This is a genomic window from Candidatus Hydrogenedentota bacterium (genome assembly GCA_012730045.1).
GTDB lineage: Bacteria > Hydrogenedentota > Hydrogenedentia > Hydrogenedentales > CAITNO01 > JAAYBR01.
This window is the reverse complement of sequence record JAAYBR010000072.1, coordinates 1-24,771: the sequence shown is the minus strand read 5'-3', so window position 1 is coordinate 24,771 and position 24,771 is coordinate 1. Positions and strand designations below refer to the sequence as shown.

The 24,771-nt window shown below is 66.6% G+C and carries 16 protein-coding genes; 5 read left to right on the top strand and 11 right to left on the bottom strand.

Features of this window, described 5'->3' with window-relative positions:
- Positions 1–2,282: 2,282 nt before the first annotated feature.
- On the top strand, positions 2,283–3,362 hold the full coding sequence (locus GXY15_07325; GenBank protein ID NLV41024.1) for a nucleotide-binding protein: 1,080 nt from the start codon (positions 2,283–2,285) through the stop codon (positions 3,360–3,362).
- Positions 3,363–3,420: 58 nt separating this feature from the next.
- Positions 3,421–4,638, top strand: a complete 1,218-nt coding sequence (locus tag GXY15_07320) for a DUF3800 domain-containing protein (GenBank protein ID NLV41023.1) — start codon at positions 3,421–3,423, stop codon at positions 4,636–4,638.
- 332 nt (positions 4,639–4,970) lie between these two features.
- Here GXY15_07320 and GXY15_07315 read toward each other — a convergent pair whose 3' ends face one another.
- Together GXY15_07315 and GXY15_07310 are read right to left on the bottom strand one after the other, a co-directional pair.
- Entirely contained in the window at positions 4,971–8,255 is a 3,285-nt protein-coding gene (locus GXY15_07315) for a hypothetical protein (GenBank protein NLV41022.1), read from the bottom strand.
- A gap of 35 nt (positions 8,256–8,290) precedes the next feature.
- Complete coding sequence (locus GXY15_07310; GenBank protein NLV41021.1) at positions 8,291–9,682, bottom strand: sugar porter family MFS transporter; 1,392 nt, start codon at positions 9,680–9,682, stop codon at positions 8,291–8,293.
- 426 nt (positions 9,683–10,108) lie between these two features.
- On the opposite strand from GXY15_07310, the gene GXY15_07305 reads away from it, so the two are divergent.
- Genes GXY15_07305 through GXY15_07295 form a run of 3 tightly spaced genes read left to right on the top strand, consistent with a single transcriptional unit; the run spans position 10,109 to position 13,499 of the window.
- Positions 10,109–11,209: an NAD-dependent epimerase/dehydratase family protein gene (locus tag GXY15_07305; GenBank protein ID NLV41020.1), complete on the top strand. Its 1,101-nt coding sequence runs from the start codon at positions 10,109–10,111 to the stop codon at positions 11,207–11,209.
- Positions 11,206–12,057 (top strand): NAD-glutamate dehydrogenase, encoded by an 852-nt coding sequence (locus GXY15_07300; GenBank protein ID NLV41019.1) that lies wholly within the window; start codon positions 11,206–11,208, stop codon positions 12,055–12,057. The genes GXY15_07305 and GXY15_07300 overlap by 4 nt, the downstream gene beginning before the upstream one ends.
- Positions 12,054–13,499 (top strand): GMC family oxidoreductase, encoded by a 1,446-nt coding sequence (locus GXY15_07295; GenBank protein ID NLV41018.1) that lies wholly within the window; start codon positions 12,054–12,056, stop codon positions 13,497–13,499. The genes GXY15_07300 and GXY15_07295 overlap by 4 nt, the downstream gene beginning before the upstream one ends.
- A gap of 51 nt (positions 13,500–13,550) precedes the next feature.
- Here the strand turns inward: GXY15_07295 and GXY15_07290 are convergent, their stop codons facing one another.
- The 9 genes from GXY15_07290 to GXY15_07250 all read right to left on the bottom strand — a co-directional run bounded on the left by GXY15_07290 (position 13,551) and on the right by GXY15_07250 (position 24,531).
- Entirely contained in the window at positions 13,551–14,606 is a 1,056-nt protein-coding gene (locus GXY15_07290; GenBank protein NLV41017.1) for a type IV pilus twitching motility protein PilT, read from the bottom strand.
- A 58-nt stretch (positions 14,607–14,664) separates the two neighbouring features.
- Entirely contained in the window at positions 14,665–15,558 is an 894-nt protein-coding gene (gene murB / locus GXY15_07285; GenBank protein NLV41016.1) for a UDP-N-acetylmuramate dehydrogenase, read from the bottom strand.
- A 47-nt stretch (positions 15,559–15,605) separates the two neighbouring features.
- Positions 15,606–17,018: an Hsp70 family protein gene (locus GXY15_07280; protein NLV41015.1), complete on the bottom strand. Its 1,413-nt coding sequence runs from the start codon at positions 17,016–17,018 to the stop codon at positions 15,606–15,608.
- A 46-nt stretch (positions 17,019–17,064) separates the two neighbouring features.
- Positions 17,065–17,961, bottom strand: a complete 897-nt coding sequence (locus GXY15_07275) for a histidinol-phosphatase (protein NLV41014.1) — start codon at positions 17,959–17,961, stop codon at positions 17,065–17,067.
- A 122-nt stretch (positions 17,962–18,083) separates the two neighbouring features.
- Complete coding sequence (locus GXY15_07270; GenBank protein ID NLV41013.1) at positions 18,084–18,311, bottom strand: hypothetical protein; 228 nt, start codon at positions 18,309–18,311, stop codon at positions 18,084–18,086.
- 174 nt (positions 18,312–18,485) lie between these two features.
- The gene (hpt, locus tag GXY15_07265) at positions 18,486–19,064 is read right to left on the bottom strand and encodes a hypoxanthine phosphoribosyltransferase (protein NLV41012.1); all 579 of its coding nucleotides are present in this window, start codon (positions 19,062–19,064) and stop codon (positions 18,486–18,488) included.
- A complete protein-coding gene (gene tilS / locus GXY15_07260) occupies positions 19,051–20,454 on the bottom strand; it encodes a tRNA lysidine(34) synthetase TilS (GenBank protein NLV41011.1) in 1,404 nt (467 codons plus the stop codon). Before tilS ends, hpt begins: the two co-directional genes overlap by 14 nt.
- Positions 20,455–20,474: 20 nt before the next feature.
- Entirely contained in the window at positions 20,475–22,277 is a 1,803-nt protein-coding gene (locus GXY15_07255; GenBank protein NLV41010.1) for a hypothetical protein, read from the bottom strand.
- Between the two features lie 40 nt (positions 22,278–22,317).
- Positions 22,318–24,531, bottom strand: coding sequence for a penicillin acylase family protein (locus GXY15_07250; GenBank protein NLV41009.1), 2,214 nt, complete (start codon positions 24,529–24,531; stop codon positions 22,318–22,320).
- Positions 24,532–24,771 lie beyond the last annotated feature (240 nt).

The following is a 24,771-nucleotide window of genomic DNA, read 5'->3' as shown; positions in this document are numbered from 1 at the left end:
GCCGTAGGGGCGCCGCTTGCCGCGCCCGGTTTTGTCTTCTTCCCCCCCCGCGTCTTCGCGCCTTTGCGCCTTCGCGTTAAAATGCCTTAACGCCAAGACGCAAAGCCGCATAGGAAAAGGGCGGTCAGCAACAGTCCTCCTCTTCGGCCCCAGCCTCCAGACTCCAGACTCCAGACTCCCCCCCTAAATCCCCCCTTCAGGGGGGGGCGGTTCGCGGGAGCGAACAGGGGGATGTTCTTCTCTTCGGAAGTGGGCGGGGAAGGGGCGGAAACATTTCACAGCAACCCTCGACCGCACTTGGGTCTGCGGGCTTTGCTTCCCCGGAGGGGAAGAATGTGAATAGCCGGAGGTGACCGAAGGGAACCTCCGGACAGGTCCGCGAAAACGAGACAACCCCGAAGGGGTTGAATGTGCTCCTCCCGGCACACCGGCCCGCGAAACCACTCACATTCAACCCCGTTCGGGGTTGTGGTTCTATCACTGCCCCCCAACCGGAGGTTCCCTTCGGTCACCTCCGGCTACTCGTATTTGTCCCCTTCGGGGACATCCGCTACGGATCATCTTCATCGGCGCAACGGGCGCGCACTGTCCGGGTCCCCCCTTCAGGGGGGGGGCGGTTCGCGGGAGCGAACAGGGGGATGTTCTTCTCTTAGAGCACGGTCAGCGACGGTCCTCCTCTTCTGCCCCAGCCCCTCGGGCATCTTACTTATAAACGGTGACTGTCCCTAGTTACCGCAAAAGTCGGCTTGACATACCCCGCCGGATCTGCTAGGATTTAGGTCAAAGAGGGTCGGCTCGTGGTAGGTGTGCCGCTGTGCCGACATCTTAATATGAACCAGTCCCTGTCGAAAGATGGGGGGAGCTCATCAAGAAAGGTAAGCCATGGATAAGTACTGGCAGGCATCTGGCGAGTCAATTGATCCGTTTGCCGAAATACTGGGATGGGTAGGCTGGATTCTTACGCTAATTCCGTTTGGAATCGCACGTATATTCGGAATCCAGTTCATGACTGGCTACAGGGTTGACTGAGCTTCATACACACACCTCATGCCGCTGTCGGGCGGAGCGACCTACGTTGTAACAACGTTGTTCGGCCCGCCTCCGGAATTGCAGCTGTTCCCTTGCGGAGACGCAGTTTTCAGCCGTCTGGAGGGAAACACACGTCCTGCCCGGTGCCCCAGCGCAGGCACCCCCGCACGAAGAGAGGCGGTAGGACCCTCTCGCACTTCACGGCGCGCGAAGCGTGCGCGAAGGCACCACGGACTTTCTTCTTGCCCCAAGGACCGCTCCGTGCGCAGCACCTTGAACTGCGGCGGCTTGCTGTCGCCCTGTCAGACCGAACTCCCGCATAGACGGGGAACAAACGGCGCCTGTCTGGTTGCGAGAACCCTCTCGTCAACACCGGGAACCGAGTCGTCTCAGCGGTTTTTGAACGTCACTTCTGGACCGTATCGCACGGCCTGTGCCCCCACGATGGCGGCGCTGGCCTGCCACGCCGCCTCCGACGAGTCATACGCAAGCTACCCATTCTCGGCGCCGCACCAGGCCAGCGCCGCCTAAGGCCTTCCCGCACGGCAAGATGCTACGCCAGCCTTCCGGTCCCTAAGAACAGCGGAAGCAGACCGCCCGGTCTGCAACTTGACTTCTACCTATCATGGATGTCCCTATTTACCTAGCAACGACCGCAGGGGGCGGGCCTCAACAGACTCACTGCCCTATTTACTGCTCCACCAATTGACACTGCACAGAAACTCCGTTATAATAGCACTATGGATGGAAGGACTACATGCACGCCCGGCTCAATGCGATACCATCGGCCTCCTTGTCGGTCCGCCGCGCGAACTGCCTCTCCTACCTCAACGATCCACTACCACAATCATCCCGGCCATGAGGCCTGTCGCGCGTTCATTGATACCGATCACCCCTTGGACCGCGAGGGTCGCCTAGTGACCGTCAGGAGAACCCTCCGGAACTGGATCATCCTCTGTCCCATCGGCAGACGAAAGGACACGCAAGTGCACCCATCCGAAGACCACGCCCCATTTGGAGGCAAATAAATGGTGACCGTTCGGCTGTTGAGTTGGTCGAATGAAGTTAGGGGAATTGAGTGTAGCGATGGTGGTGGCGCAGGCAAAACTTGCGTAATAGATGGCTGTTCTATACAATCATTTCTGCCCTTTTTCTTTCCATATAATGCGCTGCGAGCAATTAGTTTGCGATCCGAGCTATGCACTTCACAATATCGCCGAGCCCCCTTCAACTAACTAAGGAGTACGGTACCCATGAGTAATGGCCAGACGCGCATTGAAGTATTCTTCTCCTGGCAGTCAGACATTTCAGGAGACTCCACAACGCAAGTCATCAGGAAATGCTTGCGGGTGGCAAGCACAGAACTAGAACAAACCCGGGGAAATGGAAACTTGCTGATTCACCAAGATGAAGCAACGAGAAACCTTCCTGGAAGCCCAAACATTGCGGAATCTATTCTAAGAAAAATTGAGGTCGCCGATGTGTTCGTTTGCGATATTACAACCATAAACAGAGAACGCGCCGCTGGGGCACGACCAGTACCTAACCCCAATGTACTCTACGAACTTGGATTTGCGGTGGCGCATTTGGGTTGGAATAGAATTATCCTTCTTTTCAATGAGGCCTTTGGGAACTTTGATAATGACGTACCGTTTGATTTGGAGGGGCAGCGGATTACTCGATACTCTTTCGATCCACATACAGCCGCCATCGAAGGGCTTGGCAAGAAGGAGAAAGCTAATGCCTGTGACAAAATGGCCGAGCCCCTTCGCAAACATATTCTAGAAGCGCTTGCAGATATTGTGGCACATGACCCACCGCGACCCGCTGATGACAAAGAGTCTTCTTTGGATGAGCTTCATAAGCGGAAAGACTACCTCATGGTTACCGAAGTAATGAGCACCTTTCCACTCAACATGATAGACGACTTCATCGATTTTCTTGCAAACCGACGCATGTCACAAAAGTCGTTCTTCTTCTGGGAATCCTTCAAAGGACTAATAACGTCGTCTCGTTTCCATATCAATGATGGAGACATGAATCGCTGCATAATGGGCTTCTATCGCGCTTGGGGGTCATGTTATCAGTTTGCCGACTGTTTCCACTCTCCAAACGGAGAGGATCCAATATTTCAACTTGAGCCGGGGGATGCGCCGCTGCCATCCGCTAGGGCGCTGGCACTAAATAGAATGATTGCGTGCTCATCTGATACTCGCAGGACTCTAGAAACCCTGCTGCGCCATATTAGAAAACATTATCCAAAGATAGACTTGGATTACACATCAGGACTGGCATGGAGTGAATATCAGCATCAAAACAAAACCATGAAATAAATGAAGATTCTTCCACGATATAGATGACGATTTGTTGAAGTTGAGAAGGAGCCGCGAGATGGAAAGATCGAAACTTTATGCATATGTAGATGAATCGGGAACAAATGCACTGGATACCAGCAAGCAGGGCGTATCAAACCTCTATATATGCGTGGCTATTGTCGCCGACGAGGAAGGCTGCAGGGCCTGCGACTATGGCATGGAATTGCTGAGTAGAAATCTAAATAATGGCGCAGAGATTGCGAGCAAGAGTATAGCAGCGAACCATAAGCGACGAATGCAGTTCCTTGAGGGGATCGAGCAACTCCCTTTCCATTATTACGCACTCGTCATTAACAAGGATCGTCTACCGAAGAACTCAGGATTCCAATTTAAGCGATCTTTCTATAAGTTCTTCAACCACATGCTATACCGGAAACTGTCCACAGGAAGTTACAGTCTTCACGTAGTTGCAGATGAATATGGGGGCCAAGATTTTATGGACAGCTTCATATCCTACCTAGATAATAAGGGATATCCAGACCTGTTCAGCGATTTCCAGCACGATTTCGTAAGGAGCTCGCAAAGCCGCCTAATCCAACTCTCGGATCTTATTGCGGGAAGCCTCAGTTATTGCTTTGACCAAGAAAAGAGAGGTGATCACTCTGCTAGTTTTCGTCGTATACTCAGAGAAAAGGAAATTGGGATTCAATGCTGGCCCATTGACTACATTCCTTCACCAGGGCCGTCCCAGCCTATGGACACCCCCCACTCTGTTATCATGAGGGACGAGCTTTGTCGGCGCGTCCAGAGTTTTATTGACACCTACAAGGATTCTGATGATACTGATAGACAGCTTCAGGCAGCAACGCTTGAAGAACTCTTGTTCGCAAGGTTATATGAGGATGATTCTGCCAGCTCGGTGTATTCCGCCGTCCTTATAGAGCGTTTAATGGACAGAGGGCACGAGGAGCTTACCGACCAAGCTTTTAAGTCTCGCGTCATTGGGAATATTCGCGACTCGGGAATTCTTCTAGCTGGAAGCAGTGATGGGTACCGTATTGCTCTAGGTGCAGAGGATATTTCTGACTATTTACAGCACGACAAGAGTATTATTGAGCCCATGTTGAGACGACTCTTGCTGGCTCGCAATGTCGTCAAGGAGATTACTTGCAATGGATATGACATCCTCAGTGCCGGTGGATTTGAAAGTCTCCTTCGCATAGCGAATGAATTTTGCGATGTTGGTATAGAAGAAAAAGCCCAACGTGTAGCGGACTCGTTGCCGCTACCCTAGACCTGCAGATGCTCGCCACTTCTGAATGAGCACGTGCTATCCACTTGGGGCGCGCTTTTCCATGTCGCATTTCCTGAGGACAAAAGCATGCTCTATTCAGAGACAGCAGGGTATTGAGTATATTGTGAGTGCGATGATAATGGAAGCGTCTCCTTGTCAGAAAACTCTAGACTGTGGAAGCGTCGGAAGGTAAAGGTGCGATGCTAGCGAGTGGCGGTAGTAGCAGAACTTCAGTCTATTGTCTAGGAGAAGCTGCCATGGCGGACAGGCTGTTTCCATGTTATCCATACCGTCCACACCGTCCTGAATCGTTCCGTCCTTGCGTCATTTCCTCACTCCAACCGTACGGTGACGAGACCCCATGCGGGGACGTTCACGGGTCCGGTGATCTTTTCTTTGGGCTGTTCGCTGATGTCGCTGAGGTGGAGGGTGGCCTTTTGGTTGCCCTGGGGGACGGGGGTTATCTGGGCGTCTTTTCCGGCGGCGTTCCAGAGGCGGAGGATGAGGGCTTTGCCGTCGTCGCCGGGCTTTAGTCCCGTGAGGAGGATGTCGTCGCCGGGGAGCTGGACGGGGGCGGCGGCGGGGGCTTCGCCGCGGGCGGCCATGGGGAGGAGGGGCTGTCCGGCGGCGAGGGCGAGGCGGGCGGCGGCGGCGGGGTCGTAGGCGCGGTGGGGGCGGAGGAGGAAGCGGAAGACGTGGGGGCCCTCCTGGAAGGCGCGGTAGTTGGTGCCCCAGTGGTTGTTGATGGCCCAGGCGTAGAGTTTCTGCGTGGGGCCGACCTCCTTGCGCCAGGCGTCGGGGTTGGTCTGGGAGTTGAGGAGGTTGGCCGTGAGCCCGCCGACCTGGACGAGGGGGGCGTCGAGGGTGACCCAGGTGACGCCGAAGGCGTCGTTGGACACGTCGGCCCAGCGGCCGACGGTGAACCAGTTTTTGCAGGCGCTGGGGATCTGGTCGTCGTCGGGGCGCATGACGCCGAAGGGCACGTCGAGGCGGACCTGTCCGCCGGGGACGGCGAAGGGGAAGCCGAAATTGAGGCTTTCCTTGCCGCGCTTGTCGCGGTAGTTCCGGGCGACGAGGCGCTCCTTGTCGAGGGTGTTGACGATCTCGACGGTGTCCTCCCCGGCGGCGAGGCGGATCTCGGTCACGAGGCTGCGGCATCCCGGCGCGGCGGACTCGATGACCAGCGAGGCGACGAGGGGCCCGGGCTCGCCGACGCGGATGCGGACCTTTTCCGCGCCCTTGGCATCGGCGGGGTCGTCGCCGAGGAAGTACAGGTACTCGTTGAGGGTCTGACCGTCGGCGTTGTCCGCCAGGTTGGCGTCGAGTCCGGCGAGGCGCAGCTCGGCGATGCCGCCGGTCTGGGGGTCCACGCGCAGGCGGAGGACGCCGTTGTCGAGGGTGGCGGCGTCGGCGTCGGCGACGGCGGCCGCCTCCACCGCGTGGGGCGCGCCCTCGCGCAGGGTGTAGCGCCGCGCGGCGAGGGCGGGCACATCCTTCGCCAGGAGGACCAGCTCGCCGCTCTTCAGGCGCTGGGAGGGCACGGGGACGCCGCCGGCCTCGACGAGGTCCCGGCCCTCGGCGAGGTACTTCGGCAGCATGACCAGCCCGCCGCGCGCCCAGGAGGAGGTGTTGACGAGGTCCACGGCGCCGGGGACGGCGTCGCCGCCGAACCGGGCGAGGGACCGGCTGAGGAGGTCGCGCGACCGGCGGTCGGCGCCGGCGGCGTAGGACTGCTTGACGGCCCACTGCTCGCGCGTCTCGCGGCGGAACGGGTCGGTGACGCTGCACCACGCGCCCCAGGTGTGCTCGGAGTAGAGGAGCACCTCGCGCCACGCGTCGGCGAAGGCGTCGGCGGGATAGCTGGCGGGGTCCGCCATCGCCCAGACCGTCTCGGCCTGCGCGAGGCGGTCGGAGCTGGCGCGGTTCATGGCGGTCTCGAGGGCGGACGAGCCCGCGCCGTCCTCCCAGTAGGGCGTCCAGTCGCCCTTGACGCTGGGCAGCTCGGCGCCGTGGCGCTCCTCAAAGGCGCGGAAGGCCTCGGCGGTGCTGCTGATGACAAACTTCGGGGAGACGTGCGCCGCGTTCCAGTCGCGGATGAAGTCGCAGATGGAGGGGTCGGGCACGGCGTTGTCGCCGTAGCCCGCCCAGCGGACATAGGCGATCTCGTAGGGATAGTCGCGCTTGGCCAGGCCCTCGCAGAAGTCCTCGACGAGTTTCGGCGACATCTCGCGGTAGCGGTGCGACATGGCGTAGCCCCAGAAGGGGATCCAGACCAGGACGCGGGAGGTCCCGTCGGGCCCCACCCAGTAGAAGGGCTTGTTTTCCCACTGCACCAGGATGTCGCCGATGCGGTCAAAGTAGTTCGGGGCGACGCTGAAATACCGGATGCCCGCGTGGGCCATGGCGGGGACGGTGCCCCAGGTGTAGCCGGGCACGTCGCTGATCATGGCGGCCTCGACGGGCACGCCGGTCTCGCCGGTCATCTGCGTGGCCATGCGGAAGAGCCGCAGCAGCTCCTCGGGCCGGCAGAGGCCCGTCAGCTCGTTGAGGTACATGCCGTTGAGGGAGACCTGGCCCGCCTTCACGGCGTCGAAGAGCTGCTTCCGCCCGTTCTCGCCGAGCCGCTGCAGGAAGAGGTCGGCGGCCCAGAGCACCTCGACATTCCACACGAACCGCGACCCCTCGGGGTAGTCCGCCGTGCGGCGGGCGATCTCCATGCCCGAGAGCAGGTTCTGGACCTGCTTGTCCTCGATCTCCGTCTGGATCTCCGTGTAGCCGATGTCCGTGTGCGAGTGCGGCAGCACATAGACCGTGAGGGGCCGCACGGGGCGGCGGGGCACCTCGGTCCGCCCGACGCGCGCGCCGGCCACCTCCAGCTCCGCGACGGCGACGGTCTCCGCCGCGGCCTCGGGCGCCGCCAGCGCCACCTCCTGCGCGCCGAACTCCAGCCGCAGCGGCTGCGGCGCCGCGCCGTCCAGGTGCAGCACGGCGTCCGCCGCCTCGGCGTAGGGGTGCGTGACGGTGACATGCAGGGTCTGCACGGGCCCTGCGTCGGAGCGGGCCAGGATGGGGAACTGTTTCACCGTGAGGGTGTCGGCGGTGGGGGCGGCCTCGGGCGCGCCCGCGGTGAAGAAGGCGATCTCCGCGCCGCCGACGGTGCGGTGGCCGTCCGGGCCGAGCTGGGTCACGCGCCACTTCACGCGCTGCGCCGTGACGGGCTCCGGCAGCGAGACGACCGTCCGCGCGCCCCGCTCGTTCGCGTGGGTGACCGGCACGGTCGCCACGGTCTTTCCCTTGTCATCCATGAAAACCAGCTCGGAGGCGGCGATGGTGGCCGGGTCGTTGCGGTCCACATGTCGGAACGCGGCCACGCGCGCGGACTCGGCGAAGCGGAACTCCACAAAGAGCTCGCCCGCCGCGCCGTCGGCGGCGAATTCGGTCTTGGGGTCGTCGTCGAGCAGGCGGCCCGGCCCGAAGCTGCCCCCGGGATACGCCGGGGCGCTCGCGGTGATCTCCGGCGCGGGGATTTGGGTGAGCGGCGTGAACTGCGCGGTGGCGGCGGCGCACAGGACAACCACGGTGGCACCCTGAAACAGACGGTGAAGGGGACGGTTCATGACAGGTCTCCTGTGCGTTGCGTGCGGTGCGTCGTTCAGTTCCCGGCCTTGGCGCGGTCGTCCCAGGAGCGCTCGATCTCCTCCAGGGTGCGGCCCCGGGTCTCGGGCACCAGGGCCGCCACGAAGAACAGCGCCAGCAGGCTCAGGGCCCCGTAGACCCAGAAGGTCTTGGCGGGGCCGACGGCCGGGTTGTCGTTGAGCATGGGGAAGGTCTGCGTCACAGCGTAGCACGCGGTCCAGATGGTGAACGTGGCGACGGACATGGCGCGGCCCCGGATGCGCGTGGGGAAGATTTCCGAGCAGACGATCCATGGGATGGGCCCGAGGGCCATGGCGAACGCGCCGATGTACGCGAGGACGGCGACCAGCAGGGGCAGCCCGCCGGCCTCCGTCTGGAACATCCAGCCCACCGCGCCGAGCGCGGCCGTCTGCACGGTCAGGCCGATGAGCAGCAGCGCGCGCCGCCCCGCCCGGTCCACAAAGGCGATGGCCACGCCGGTAAAGACGAGGTTCACGAGGCCGACCACCACGGAGGACATGAACGCGTTCTGCACGCCGACCCCGGCGGTGGTGAAAATCTTCGTGGAGTAGTACGTGATCGCGTTGATCCCGCTGAACTGCGACAACGCCATGAGGCCGACGGCGATGAGCAGCGGGCGGCGGAACCGCGGACCGAACAGCTCGGAGAACCGGCCCTCCTCCCCGGCCAGGGCCTCGCGGACCGCGGCGAGCTCCCTGTCCGCCCCGGCGGCCCCGGCGATGGGCGCGAGGATGGCGTGCGCCTCGTCCCAGCGGCCGCGCTGGGCCAGCCAGCGCGGGCTCTCGGGCACGAAGAAGAGGAGCGCCAGCAGGGCCACCGCCGGAAACAGCTCCGCGCCGAGCATCCAGCGCCACCCCGTGGTGGTGTTCCACGCGGCGTCGCCGAGACCCTGGATCCCCGCGTTGATCAGCAGCGTCAGGAAGATGCCCAGCACGATGCCGAGCTGGAAGAGCGAGCCCAGCCGCCCGCGGCGGTCCGCCGGGGCCAGTTCGGCGATGTAGATCGGGCACACCATGGACGACGCGCCGATGCCCAGTCCGCCGAGGAAGCGCGCGGCGAGAAACTGCATGAAGGTGGCGGGAATCGCGGAAAAAAAGGCCGACAGCGCGTAGAACACGGCGCACAGGAAGAGCACGCGGCGGCGGCCGAAGCGGTCGCTGAGAAATCCCGCCGCCATCGCGCCGGGGATGCACCCCAGAATCGCGCTGGCCCCGGCAATCCCCTCCTGCATGGGCGTGAGGGCGAAATACTGCGTCAGGTACTGGTTGGCGCCGTTGATGACCGCCGTGTCATAGCCGAAAAGGAAGCCCCCCATCGCCGCGACCAGCGTCACCAGCGCCAGCGAACCCGACACCGTCCTCTTGTTCACGCCAGCAGGGATCGTCATGCGTCTCTCTCCTCGGAAGGGGGCCTGGGGCCGGGTGCGCGCGCCGGGTGTCCCGGCCAACGGACCGGAGAACCCGGGGGGCATGATAGCCGGGACGGGGGACGGAGTCAAAAACAGTCTGTAGCCGGGAGTCTGGAGTCTGGAGGAAGACAGAGGGGAGAGGTTCTCACACACGGAGACCAGGCTTCCGCGCGCCGGCGGGGTGGCGGCCGGATTCCGCGGCGCCGGCGGGATGCAAGGGGCCTGCGTCGCGCCATTCCGCAGCGCCGGCGGGATGCAAGGGGCTTGCGTCGCGCCATTCCGCAGCGCCGGCGTCCCGCCGGCCTTGTCTTCTTTTCCAGGACGCGCAGTACCCCGGCCCCGGCGCTTGATTGCCGAAAGGAGGCGGGAGCACAATGCGTGCGTGGCCCTGACCAGACTGGGAACATGATGGCAGAAAGAGGGATATTCTTCACGGGGGCGGGCGGGTTTCTGGGGCGCTTTCTGCTGCCCCATTACCTGAACCGGGCGGACACGGACCTCTTTCTGCTGGAGAACGGGCCGTTCTGCGCGCGGCTGCGGGCGTTGGTGGAGGCGTCGGTCCCCGATGAGGGTCTGCGGGCGCGGGTCCGCATCCTGGAGGGGGACATCACCCGGCCCGGCCTGGGGCTTGCCGCGCCGGTGCTGGAGGAGCTGAAGGGACGGGTGACCCATGCGGTGCATCTGGCGGCGCTGTACAATCTTTCGGCGCCCCGGGACCTCTCCGTGCGGGTGAATGTGGACGGCACGCGCAATGTGCTGGACTTTTTGGGCGGCCTGCCGCATCTGCAAAAGTTCGCGCACACGAGCACCCTGGCCGTGGCGGGCACACACACAGGCGTGTTCACGGAGGACGATTTCGACCGGGGCCAGTCCTTCAAGAATTTTTATGAGGAGACCAAGTTCCTCTCGGAGAAGCTGGTCCGCGAGCGCCGGGACACCCTCCCCACGGTCATCCTGCGGCCCGCCGTGGTGGTGGGCCATTCCGTGACCGGCGAAATCGAGAAGATAGACGGGCCGTACCACACCTTCGTGACCATCGCGCGGCATTTGCAGTTGGTCATGCCGGACTGCGGTCCGGTGAAATGCCACATTGCCCCGGTTGATTTCGTCATGAACGCCTACCACGCCCTGTTCGAGGACGACTCCAGCGCGGGCCGGGTCTATTACCTGATGGACCCGAACCCGCTGACCTACAACGCCTTTTTCGACCTGGCCTGCGCCGAGTGGGGCCGGATGAAACCGCTCGTCAGGGTGCCCGCCAGGTGTCTGAAGCCCCTGTTTCGCCTGGGGGTCGTGGAAAGGCTCACGGGCATTCCCCGGGAGGCGTACCTCTACGGGGACCAGCCGATTGAGTACGACATCGCCAAGAGCACGGCGGCCCTGGCCCGGAACGGCGTCGCGTGCCCGCCGCTGCCCTCGTACATCGGGGCGTTGATCCGGTATTTCCGGGAACATTACCACGACAGCGGCGTCCGCCGCGGCAAGTGGTGGGAGGGTTCGCAATGACACCTGAATCCGGGGGGGCGCTGACCCGCGCGGAGCGCGCCCTGAGCCTGTGGATGCTCCTCAGCGCGTGGACCTACGCGTTCGGCGCCGTGTTCTTTCTGGCTGCGGGAAAGCACATTCCCGCCGTGATCAACCACATCGCCGCAAGGCTGCTGCCCTTCCTGCCCCTTTACCCGCTGCCGGACGCCGCGTCCGAGGGGGCGTTCTGGCGGGTGCTCTCCGTCTCCATGATGGCCATGCTGGCGTGGGCCTGTTTTACGGTGCGCGCGGACACGCGCGGGAGGGCGTGGCTGGTTCCCATTGTCCTGGTGTCGAAGTGCTGCTCCACGGTTTGCTACCTCCTGATGTTCGCCACCCTGCCCTGTCTGGCATATCTGGTCGGCGTGCTGACCGACGGCCCCATCTTCCTGCTGACCTATGCCCTGTGGTTTCAGGCCAGGAACGCGGACCGGTTTCTGGACGCCAGGGAGGAGGCCGTGCTGCTGGCGGTGGGAAACGAGCTGATGCCGCGCGGGGGCGCCTTCCCCGCGGGCTATGCGGATTTCGCCGCGGAGTCCCTCGCGGACACGCGGCGGATGCTGGCGGCGCAGAACACGGCGACGCTGGCCATGACGCGGCTGGCGCTGCACGCCTTCAACGCCGCGCCGGTCCTCCTCCTGTTCCGCCCGCGCACCTTTCTGGCGATGCCCCCCGCGGAGCGCGGGCCCTGCCTGCTGCGCCTGGAGTCACATCCCGTCTCCCTGGTCCGTTCGCTGGTCCAGATGATCAAGCTCTACGCCATGCTGCCCTTCTTCAGCCAGCCCGAGCCCGCCCGGGCGGTCGGCCATCCCGCGGAGGACCGGACATGAGCGCAAGACGCCATGCATGCAAGGTGGTCGTGGTGGGCACGGGCGCGGGCGGCGCCGTGGCCGGGGCCGTGCTCGCGGACGCGGGGATTGACACCCTCCTGGTCGAGCAGGGGCGGCGCTGGGAAGCGGGGGACCATGACGACGTCATCGGCGCGTTCAGCCGCATGTACCTGAACGGCGGCATCACGCTGACTTTGGGCAATCCGCCCATTCCCCTTCCCCTGGGCTGCGCGGTGGGCGGCACCACCGTCATCAATTCCTCCACCTGCTTCCGTCCGTCCGAGGAGAAAATCGCGGCGTGGGGGGGGCCTTCACCGGCGGAACTGGCGCCGTGCTTCGCGGAAGTCGAACGGCGCCTGAACGTGCATCCCGAGGAGGAGGCCGTGCTCGGCGGAAACACGCGCGTGATGCGCCGCGGCTGCGCCGCCCTGGGCGTCGAAATCAAGCCGCTGTCCCACAACATCAAAGACTGCAAAGGGCGCGGGCGCTGCCAGTACGGGTGCCGCGAGGGCGCAAAACAGAGCACGGACGTCACCTTTGTTCCGGACGCCCTCGCCGCCGGGGCCCGGCTGCTCACCCGCCACCGCGTGCTGAACGTCCTGACCCGGAACGGGCGCGCCGTCGGCGTGTCGGGGGTGTCCCCCGAAGGCGCCTTTGAAATCGCCGCCGATGCGGTGGTGCTGGCCCTGGGCGCCCTCTCCACCCCCGCCTTCCTGCTTCGCCAGGGTCTCGGAAACGCCTCGGGCCGCGTGGGCCGGGGGCTCACCATCCACCCCGCCGCGCGCGTTGTCGCCGAGTTTGACGAGGACGTGGACGGGTTCAACGGCCTTTCCCAGGCGGGGTACATTGACCAATGGGCGGACCGGGGCGTCCTGCTGGAGGGCGTCTTCATGCCGCCGGGCCTGCTCACGGCCTCCCTGCCCGGAACGGGCCAGGAGTACAAGGACCTCGCCGCCGCCTATCGCCGCCTCGCCTCCTTCGGGATCATGGTCGCGGACACAACGACGGGCCGCGTCCTGCGGGGACGCCTGGGAAACCCCTTCACCGCCTTCTACCAGCTCAACCGGGCCGACGCGGAGTCCATGCGCTTTGGCATGGCCCGCCTAGCCGAGATATACCTCGCCGCGGGCGCGAAGAGGGTGTTCACCAATGTGCAGCCCATGCCCTTCCTGCGGAACCGCGACGAGCTCCGGCGCTTTGAAACCATGCCGATCCGGCCCTCGCACCTGGAGATGATGGCCTTCCACCCGCTGGGCACCTGCGCCATGGGCGCCAGCCCGGAGTCCTCGGTGGTGAACTACGACCTGGAGGCCCATGACGTGGGGGGCCTGCATGTCATGGACGGGTCCGTGGTGCCCGCGTCGCCGGGTGTCAACCCCCAGATCACCATCATGGGCCTCGCCATGCGCGCCGCAAAAAACCTTGCCCAAACCCTCCTCTGAGGCCTGAGTCTGGAGCCTGAGGCCTCTCTTCCCGGGGCCCCCCTCCGCCTCTCAGCTTCCCTTGACCTGCTGGAGTTCTTTGGGGTTACGCATGAGGGTCACGGCGTCTTCGTAGGTGATGACGCCGTCGGCGTAGAGCTGCTTGACGGCGCGGTCCATGGTGACCATGCCCTCTTTGGCCCCGGTCTCGACGACGCTGTAGACCTGGTGGCTCTTCTGCTCGCGGATGAGGTTGGCGATGGCGTGGTTGTTGCGCAGCACCTCGCAGGCGAGCACGCGGCCCTTGCCGTCGGCGCGGGGAACGAGCCGCTGGGACAGGATGGCCAGCAGGGTCATGGAGAGCTGGAAGCGGATCTGCTGCTGCTGCTCGGCCGGGAACACGTCCACGATGCGGTCCATGGTCTGGATGGCGTCGTTGGTGTGCAGGGTGGCGAAGACGAGGTGCCCGGTCTCGGCGGCGGTCAGTGCCGCCTGGATGGTCTCGAGGTCGCGCATCTCGCCGACGAGGATGACGTCGGGGTTCTGGCGCAGGGCGTACTTGAGGGCGGTGGCGAAGCTGTCCGTGTCCTCGCCCACCTCGCGCTGGTCCACGATGCTGCGCCGGTGCTGGTGCACGTACTCGATGGGGTCCTCCACCGTGATGATGTGGCAGGCGCGCCGGGCGTTGATGAGGTCAATCAACGCGGCCTGGGTGGTGGTCTTGCCGCTGCCCGTGGGGCCGGTCACCAGCACAAGGCCCTGCCGCGCGGTGGCCAGCTCGGACACGGTGGGCGGGATGCCCAGGTCGTCGAGGGAGGGGATGGTCTCCGGGATCGGCCGGAGCGCGGCGGTCACGGCGCCCTTCTGCAGGTAGACGTTCACGCGGAACCGGTGCTTCTTGCCGACGGCCAGCGAGAAGTCCAGCTCGCGCCGCCGCTCGAAGGACGCCACCTGCCCGTCCGTGAGAAGACTGTACACGAGGGCCTTGGTCTGCTCCTGCGACAGCGGGTCGGTGCGCGTGCGGAACAGCTCCCCGTTGATCCGGAGAATGGGCGGCGCCCCGGCGCTGATGAGAAGGTCGGACGCGCCCTTGGACGCGACCAGGTCGAAAAGCTCTTGGATGTCCATTTCGTTCTACTCCCGGTTCAGAACACCGGCGGTGGCCGCGGACATTCCTTTGGCCGGTCTACTCGGGCGCGACCACGCGCACCTCCTCCTCCAGGGTCACGCCAAACCGTTCGCGCACCCGCTCCTTCACAAGCCGGATGAGCGCCATGACGTCCGCGAAAGTGGCCCCGTCCTCGTTCATGATGAAGTTGGCGTGCAGGGGGCTGATGACCGCGCCGCCGCGCCGCTCGCCCTTGAGGCCGCAGGCCTCGATGAGACGCCCCGCATGGTCGCCGGGCGGGTTCTTGAACACGCTGCCGCAGCAGAAGCCCCGGGGCTGTTTCTCCCGGCGGCGCTCCATGTAATGCTCGAAGACCGGGCGCTGGTCCTCCGCCGCCGGGGAAAAGCGGAACACCCCGCCGAGGATGACGTCGTCGGGGCCGCAGAACCGCTGGCTGCGGTAGTCGTAGAGGTCGGGTGTCAGGACAACGGTCCGCCGCCCGCCGGCGCCGAGCAGGTCCGCCGTCTCCAGAAACTGGCAGGCCGACCCGTTGACCGTCCCGGCGTTCATGAAGATCGCCCCGCCGACGGATCCGGGGATTCCCGTGAGCGCGCCCACGCCCGCATAGTTGCGGGCGAGCAGGACATCGCGCACGAGCGTGGAGAGTGCCAGCCCCGCCCCGGCGCGCCAGCGGTCGTCCCCCAGGTCCTCCAGACAGGCCAGGCGGGTGGTCAGCAGCACGATGCCGGGGAACCCGGCATCGGCGACAAGCACATTGGACCCGCCGCCCAGCACGAGATGCGGGCCGGGCTGGCGCAACATCCACGCATGGGCCGCCGCGGCGTCCTCCTCGGTTTCGGGGAGCAGGGCGACCCGCGCGGGGCCGCCGATGTTGTAGCGCGTGGCGGGCGCCAGCGGATAGTCCGCGCGCGCAAAGGGGAAGGGGGCCGTGTCCGGGGTTCCGTCGCTCATGGGGGAGATTATGCGGTTCGCGGGAACGCGGTGCAACCGCGCGGCGCTCACAGGTAGCGCGAGACGATGGCGAGCCCCGAGGCGACGCTGGTGAAGGTGTCGCGGCGGTGGAGCCGGTCCGGGCCGTAGCGCCGCTCCAGCAGGGCGCGCACCGCCGGGATGAGGCTGGTGCCGCCCGTCGTGAGGACGAGGTCCAGGTCCTGCGGGCGCAGGCCGGCGTCGCTCTCGGCGGCCTCCAGGCTCTCGGTCATGGCCTCGAGCTGCTCCTCGATGATGTGGGCGAACTCCTGCCGCTCCAGGCGCTCCTCGATCTGGATGTCGCCGTGGTGCAGGGAGATGCTCGTCTCCTCCTCGGACGAGAGGCGCTTTTTCGCCGCCTCCACCTCGCGCGCCACCGGATATCCGAGGTTGTACTGGATGAGGTGGCGCAGGGCGCGCAGGGCCCGCGGCTGGTCGCAGTCAGCCTCCGCCGCGATCAGCCAGTGGATGATCTCCTCGGTGTTGAGCTTGTAGAGGTTCTGCCAGTCGAGGAGGTGGTTGTACAGGTACTGCGGCATGGGCAGGCGGGACGGGCCGTAGCGGGCGTTCTTTCCGAAACGCGGAAACATCTTGCCGCGGATGATCTCGCGGTCTATGGCGTCGCCCGCCACCGGCACCCCGCCGACGCCCAGGATGCGGCTGCCCGCCAGGCGCGACGCCGTGTCGCCCCCGGCGGCAAAGTGCATGACGCAGACGTCGCAGGTGCCGCCGCCGATGTCCACCACCATGAGCCGCCGCTCCTCGGGGACGGCCACGGCGTACTCGACGCAGGCGCCCACGGGCTCGTAGAAGAAGACCACCTCGCGGAACCCGGCGATGTGCGCCGCCGTCCGCAGACGCTCCTCTGCCAGGCGGTCCTCGTCGGCGTTCAGGGAGAAACGGACCGGCCGGCCGAAGACGGCCCGGGCCACGTCGCGGCCGGCGGCCGCGTCCACGGCGGCCTTCACCGGCTTGAGCAGCAGGGAGACCAGTTCCTCGATCTGGTACAGGCTGCCGAAAACCTCGGTGGTCGTGAATTCGCGGTGGCGCATGAGGGTCTTGAGCGACTGAAAGAGGCGGCCGGGGGAGTTGACCTCCTGGAGCGCGTGGGCGCGCACCGCCTCGCGCATCTCATGGTCGCGGTCCATGGGGCGGTACGACTCGCTCTTGTCCGGCTCGGAGGCGACATAGGCCTCGATGTCCACCCCGAGGTCCACGAGCCGGAGAATCACCTCGCGGTCCACGTTGCGCTCGATGAAGGTGTTGGCCGCGGTCCGCCCGATGATCGGCTCCTGGTCCCGCGTGATGTACAGCAGCGACGGCAGGGAGTGCGGCAGGTCGTTGGCCGGGTCCAGCGGCAGCACCCGAACCCCGGCCCCGTCGTACAGGGCCGCGCTGGTGTTGGTCGTGCCAAAGTCCACGCCGCAGTGCAGTGATTCCAAATGATGTCCCTTTTCTCTGCCCGGTCCTGCCGGACCGGCGGCCGCCCTACTCCAGCGGCACCGTCTCCCGGTTCAGCCCGGCGCGCCCGCGCCGCAGGCGGGTAATCTCGCGCACGCCGTGCGCCAGCAGGTACCCGCGCGCCTCGTCAATGCCCGCGCCCACCTGCGCGACGCCGTGGCTGTCGTCGCCGAAACACATGGGAATCCCCATGTCCCGCGCCTCCTCCACCATCCACGGCGCCGGGTAGGGGCGCCCCAGCCCCTTCCGGTAGCCGCCGGTGTTCACGTCCAGGATTGTTTCCGCCTCGCGGACCGCCGCCAACGCCTCCCGCGCGGCCCTGCGGACCGCCGGAGCGGAGACAACGGTTTCATCCGGAAAACAGCGGCGGATCAGGTCGAAGTGCCCGACCACCTCGGGCCGGAGCGCCAGGACCATCGTGGCAACGTTCTGGAAATAGGCCACGCAGACCCCCTCGGGGCCGCCAGACGCCTCCACCGCCCGGGCAAACCGGCCGGGGGTGTAGTCAATGATGTGTCCGGCAACATAGTGGACCGAACCGACGATGTAGTCAAACCCCAGACGTTCCCGCCATTCCCGCGTCAGGGCGACATACCGGTCCTCGGGCACCATCTCCGCCTCGAAGCCCTTGAGCACCTCCAGGCGTCCGGCATATTCCGGAATGAGACGGTCGAGTTCCGCCGCATACTCCCCGAAAAACCGGTCAAGGGTCTCCACCGTCCACCCCAGCGCGCGCTCCTCGTCATAGAGCCGCTCCGGCTCCACGCGCGGACAGTGCTCTGTGACCCCAAACACCGCCATGCCTCCCGACACGGCGGCGTCCAACATGTTTGCCAGCGGGTCGGCCGCATGGTCGCAATAACCGCTGCTGTGCCCCCCGTGCAGGGAGACGCGCCAGACTTCTTTGCCGCAAACCCCGGGCATGGAGTCCCCTCCGTCCCGAAAAAGTCGGGATTAAAAAAAGGCACACACCGCAGCAGAGGCTGATGTGTGCCCGAAACCTCGTGATGGCTTCCCGCACGGGTGCCAGAACGCCCGAAAGGAAATTAGTACTGGGCGACCTTCACGTCCGCACCGCCGCCGCCGCCCGCAGCGCCGCCAACACCGCCCGCACCGCCGGACACCGTGCCGCCGACCAGCTCGACGCTGACATCGAAGGTCTTGACGGTCGGGGTGTCGGAAGGCGTTCCCGAGGAGGCAATCGCAACGCCTGCCGCCATGACCACAACGCCGATCAGCACCGCCGCCCACAGACCGAAACCAGACTTCTCCATGACATATCCTGCTAGGCTATGTCTTCCTGTTCCGCGCGGAAAACCAGACTCCCGCCGAAGCTATTTTCATTCTACAACATTCCGACCAAAATGTCCAGTACCGCCGGGGACTTCGCTGGGGACTCCTCGCAGCCCACCGGGATGACTGTGTGATAGGGCAAATCCGGCTGGAAGTCATGTCTTTTCTTCAGGGGGTTTTCCCCTGCCCGGCCGGGGACACTCCGCCCCATCCCGTCCCTTGAGCACATGCAGAGCCGGCAGTGTTCGGAACCGTTCCCCGTAGTCCAGCCCGTAGCCCACCACAAAGTGGTCCTCCACAACGAAACCCGCGTAGTCCAGGGTAACCGGTGTAGTCCGGCGGGAGGGCTTGTCCAGAAGCGCGCAGACCCGCACCGTTTCCGCGCCCGCCGCCGCCAGTCGTGACCGGAGGACAGACAACGTTGCCCCCGTGTCCACAATATCCTCCACCAGTAGGATGGTTCGGCCGCTTGGAGACAGGCCCTCCGTTTCGGAAACGGCCACCGCTCCCGTGCTGGCGGTGCCCGCATAGCTGCGCGCCCGGATGAAGTCCACCTCGGCGTCCATGTCCAGCGCACGGGCCAGGTCGGCGGTGAAAAAGGCGGCCCCCTTCAACACGCCCAGCACGAGGGGGCGCGTGCCCGCCAGGTCGCGGCGAATCTCGGCGGCCAGCTCGCGGACACGCGCCGCGATCTGTTCGGCGGTCAGCAGGGGCTCCGGGTCAATCCGCATCATGCACCGTGATCTCCACCATCTCCCGGGTGGTCCCGGTGATTGCGGCACGCGCGGCGGAGGCATGCCCCACGACCCACAGGATCATGCCGGCCGCGGTCACCAGCGGCACCGCGTCCCGCACCGGCTCCGGCACGCGGCGGTTCACGAAGTAGTCCTGCAGTTTCACGTCGCCGCGCATGCCCAGCGGACGAAACCGGTCGCCCGGAAGGCGTCCCCGAAGGAGCAGGGTCTCCGGCACCACCGCCCCGTCGAGCACCTGGCGGCGGGGACCGCACAGACTTTTTGGGCCGCCCTGCAGGTCCACCGCCTCCCTCGGCAGCCGACGCGCGGAAAACCGCCGTTCGTTGAACACCGCCTCCCCGGGCACGGGAAGGACCACCTCCTCCGGCGCGGCGGAAGGACGGTAAAGGTGCAGGCAGCCCGCGCCGAGGTGGGCGGCCAGGGCATCGTCCACGGTGAATTTCGCGCCCGGACGGCCTTCCATCACCAGCCGGTCCAGGCCGGTCACCGCGTCATGGGAGGCACGGCGGCCCTCCCCCTCCACCAGGGCCGCCCACAGCCGCCGCCGCAGGGCGGGGGACAACCCCCGCAGCACCTCCAGGGCAAACGCGCGAAGCGGCGGCTCCCCGCCGGGCCGCGCGGCTGCGGCGAGCACCCGGGCAATCTCCCCCTCCCAGTGGGCGTTCTCCATCGAGGCGGTCTCGGCCAGACGCGCCAGCGCGCGGACAATCTCCGGATTGTGTTCCCGGGCGAGTTCCGGAAGCAGGCTGTTCCGGACACGGTTGCGCTCGGCGACGGGGCGCGCGTTGGTCGCGTCCTCCCGCCAGGGAAGCCCCTCCCGTTCCAGCCAGCCGCGCAGTTCCTCCCGCCGAAATCCGAGCAGGGGACGGACCACGCGCAGGCCCCCCTCGTTGCGCGACCGGGCGATGCCCGCCAGCCCGCGGGGCCCCGTGCCGCGGAGGATGCGCAGCAGCACCGTCTCCGCCTGGTCGTCCGCGTGGTGCCCGGTGACACAGACGGCGATGCCCCGCTCCCCCGCGCACCGGCGGAAAAACGCATAGCGCAGCAGGCGGGCCTCCTCCTCGAAGGAGCGGCCGTGCGCCCGCGCGAGGTCCGCCACGGGGGCCGTCTCCGCAAGACACCGCACCCCCATCCCGTCGCAGGTCTCCGCGACGAAGCGGGCGTCCTCCGCGCTCGCGCCGTTGCGGGTCTGGTGGTCGAAATGCGCCACGGCAACCCCGCGCCCCAGCCGGACCAGTCCATGCAGCAGGGCCACCGAGTCCGCGCCGCCGGACACCGCCGCCAGCACCGGGTCCGCGCCGCGCGGAATCCCGGCGGCGTCCAGGGCGGCGTCCAACCGTTGCAGAAAGGTGTCCGGCAGAAAAGACATGCGGATGGCCTCCCTTTCCCCTAGGGCATCGAGACCACCCGGTACAGCCGGGTGACCTCCACCCCCTTCGCGCCGATGCGGGGGCTCTCGGTCTCATCCAGCGGCTTGAACAGCGCGGGGGTCTCCGTCCACGATTGCAGCATGTCGCGGACGGACGGCGGCAGGGGGCTGTCCGGTCCGAGGAAATCCAGGGGAAGAACCACCAGCTGCACCCCCTCGGTCCGCAGCCACTGAAGGCGGTCGGAGGGCGCCATCACCGCCACCCGTTCCAGGGACGCGGAATGTGCCAGGGGCGGCACATCGTAATAGTAGGCGGCCTGGTCCAGCACCAGCGCCCGGCCCGGGGGCAGGTCGGCCAGACGGGCGTTCGCCGCCACCACGGCCGCATACCGCGGCACGCGGTCCTCAATCCATTCATCGCGGGCGAGCCGGCCCGTCAGCACCGACGCCTGCGGCGCCAGCCGGACGGCGTGCAGTGTCAGGCCGAAAAGGGCCCCCGCAACGATCAGCCCGGCCAGGGCGGGACGAAACCGCTCCGCGCGCAGGGCGCCGCCCACCCCCACGGAAACCAGCACGGCGCACAAAGGCGCGGCGGCCCCGGCGGACCGCCCGCCCAGCCCGGCGGCCCACAGGCCCAGCGCGGCCGTCAGGAGAAGCAGCCGGACGCGGGCGCCGCCGAAGACCAGTGCGGGCGCCGCGAGGGCGAGGGCCATGCCCCCCGGCGACACCGTCCACCCGCCCAGGGGCGTCGGGCGCATCATGGCATCCCACGGAAACCGGAGCACCGCCGCCATGTCGGAGGGCGCCGGGGGAAGCAGCATTTCCCAAGCATGGGAAAGACCTCCGTGCAGCGCCATCGCCGCGGGAAACACCAGGCATCCCGCCAGCGTCAGCAGCGCGGAGAGCACCCGCTCCCCGGCAGCGCCGCCGGATGGGCGCAGCAGCGCCGCCGCGGGCAGCAGCAGAAGCAGCGGGGCAACGGCCGCCCCAAAGGCCAGCGCCGCGCCGGACAGCATGCCGCAAAGCAGAAAGAGCAGGGCGCGGCCCTCCGCCAGGGCGGCGGCCAGCGCGGCGAAAGCCGCCAGGGTCAGCGCCATGCGCCCGGACACCAGCACGGCCGTGGACGCGGCGGGGAAGAACACGGGCATGCAGGCGACCAGCGCGGCCGCCGCAGCCCCCGCGGCGTCCCCCGCCAGACGGCGCGCAAGCGCCCAGGCGAAACCCGCGGCCAGCATCGCCAGGGCCCAGGACAGCCCGGCGGCGGGGCGCTCACCGGAGCCAAACCACGCCAGGGCATACAGGGGCCGCAGGAGACCGGGGGCGTCCGCATGGGGCAGCAGAGGCGTCGGCGCGAGACTGCCCGCCTCCTCCCAGGCCTTGGCCAGCGCCAGCACGTCCGCCGTCGCCCCGACCGAGGTGGCGGGGGTCCACGAGGCGAGGAAAGTGAGCAGGGCCGCGATCCCCAGCACCGCGAGGCAGGCGTTCTCCAGCGGGCCGCGCCGCCGCCGGGGCGGCCGGGGCGGCTCTTCGGCGGGGACCACGGGTGCGGGGGCCGCCGATGGTGTCCGCGTGCGCCGGCGGCGGGGCCGGTTGTAGACCATCACGGCCACCTCGACCGCCGCCGCCGCCAGGATCAGCACCACCAGCAGGGTCTGCGCGAGGAGCAGCGACCGGCTCCCGGCGAACAGCGCCGCAACGGCGACGCCGCCCAGCCCGAGAGCGCCCCGGAACAGCCATCCCTCCAGGTCCTGCCCCAGGGGGAAGAGCCGGCCCAGCGCGCGGCCCAGCGCGGCCGCGGTCACCAGCATCAGCACAAGCGACATGTTCTCTCCCGCGCCGCCGGTGCGGCGCATGTGGGTTGCGTCACGGAAGGAGCGTCTTCTCCGACGCCACGTTCTGCATCAGATCCTCCTTCCGGAACCAGGTGGGCTTGAACTTCCGCTGGGAGTACAGCTTCTCCGCCTGGTCCACATGGTGGGGCGAGGCCGGGTCGGCGCTCTGGCCCCAGGCGACCAGGCTGTACGACTCCACCCCGCGCTCGCCGAGGAAGGAGATCATCAGCGTGCTGGACCCCTTCCGCGCCACGTACTTTCCGGAATCCTTCGGATCCTCCGACACCCCGACGACCATCGGCGTCTGGGTGCGGTTCTTGCCGCCGGGGCCGCCGCCGAAATCCGCCCCGTCGCAGGCGTACAGTTTTCCACCGCGGCCAATGAGATTGATGTCGCCCCATTTCACGTCCAGCGTGCCGTATTTCGCCTTCATCTCGTCCAGCGTCTCCCGGAGCCCGGCGAGCAGTTTCGCCTGGTCCTCCGCGCCCAGCGGCGCGCCATCGGCGATGGCGGCAATGTCCACCCGGCTCTCACACTTCAACCGCCAAAACTTTACCAGCGGCGCGGCGGCGCTGTCCTTGGTGAACTCCCCGTCCCACGCCAGGATGCCCAGGACGGCCCTGGCCACCTCCGGATCAGGGGTGGCCGTCGCCGCTTCGGCGGCCTCCTTGAGCGCCTTCTGCCAGGGCTTGGCCATCAGGTCGTACACGTCCAGCGTGTAGGCCATGGCCTCCTCGCGGGTGACGGAGTCGTCCGCGTCCAGCAGCTGCAGCAACCGCGCGCCGCGCGGGGACTGCTTGTCCCAGGACACGTTGTAGATGTAGTCCCGGTACTTGTCCGCCGTCATGGGCGAGTCGCGCATCATGACCGCCGGGCTGCAGTTGCAGTTCTGGAAGTAGCCCTGCGGCGGGTCCAGCACCTGCACCAGGTCGTCCAGCCCGTGGAATCCCCGCCAGCGGGTCGCCTCGACGCCGCCGGGGATCGGCACCGCGCAGTTCACGCCCTCGGGCCGCACGGGGACCGAGCCGTTGCGCAGGTAGGCGATGTGGCCCGCCGTGTCGGCGAAGGAGATGTTCTGCTCCATGAACTCGAACATGCCCAGGGCCTCGCGGAACTCCGCGCAGGACGTGGCGCGCACCATGGCGAGGGACTGCTCCAGAAGCCCCATGGACTCGATGTAGCGGCTTGCGCCGCAGTAGGCAACCCCCTTGGCGGGGTCGGGCTCCTCCCACACGGGGCCGTAGAGCGAGTCGAGGAAGGTCATCTCCACCGGATCGCCGCCGAGCACGTTGATGGTCGCCTTGCGGACGCCGAAGTCCTTCCACTCCCCCTCGTACTGGTACTGCAGCGGGTTCTCCGGATTGAGCTTCACCATGTACACGTCCGACGTGTCCGGCCCGCCGGTGGTGCAGGCCCAGGCCACATGGCCGGAGTGCCCGAGCACGGGCAGCGGCGTGCCCACGAGCCAGTAGCCGGCCATGTCCAGCCCGGCGGCGTGCAGGCGGCCCTCGGTGAACACCGCCATGCCCTCCCAGGTGAGGTGCGGGTCCGTCATGAGGATCGCCGTGCCGTCCGCCGACCGGGTCGGGGCCACGGCGTAGGAGTTGGAGCTGAACGGCGGCGCGTCGCCCTTTTTCTCCAGCTCCTCCTGGATCTGGTCGAGGGGCCAGTTGAAGATCATGGTGCGCGCGACGGCCAGGCACTGCCAGCCGTGCAGCTCCACGGCGGCGGGGGACTGCCGGTCCGGATGCCCGGCGAGGAAGGCCTTCACGCCGTCCATGAACCGGTCGCCCAGCGAGCGAACCTCCTCGGGCGCGGTCGCCCAGTACGCCTCGCAGCGCTCGGCGTTGGCGACCAGGCGCATCCGCATGTCAATCGGCAGCACGTCCCTGCCCGCCACCTCCGCCAGTCGGCCCGTGGCCATGCGCACGTTGATGTAGAGGTCCTGCAGGCGGTCCTCCGCCTGGGCATAGCCCGCCGCAAAGGCCGCGTCCGCCAGCGTGTCCGCGTAGATGTGCGGCACCCCCCAGGTGTCGCGGTAGAGCGTCGCGCCCGGCGCGGGTTGTGCGGCCGGCGCCGCGGCGGGGGCCGCCTCCTGCGCCGGAGGGGCGGCGGGGGCCGCCGGGGCGGGGGCGGGGGCCTTCACCGCCGGGGGCGCGGGCGGCGCGGCGGGCGAGCACCCCAGGATTCCGCACAGCGCCACCACCAGCAGCGCGCCGGTCAGCCTCATCGCGTGTTTTCTCATGGCAGGTTCCTTTGGCTGGTCCGAAGACTCGGGGGGTATTGTGTCAGGTTTCCCCGCATGGGTCAAAGCGGCACCCCGGTAGGATTAACAAATGGCTTGACACGGGTAGGATCTCGTGGACGATATGGACGGAATGGACAAAATGGACGATATTGACAGGAGAAACGACCTGTCGAAGGGCTCTGACTATCCTGTCCGTCCCGTCCATGTTGTCCATTCCGTCCATATCGTCCATTCACG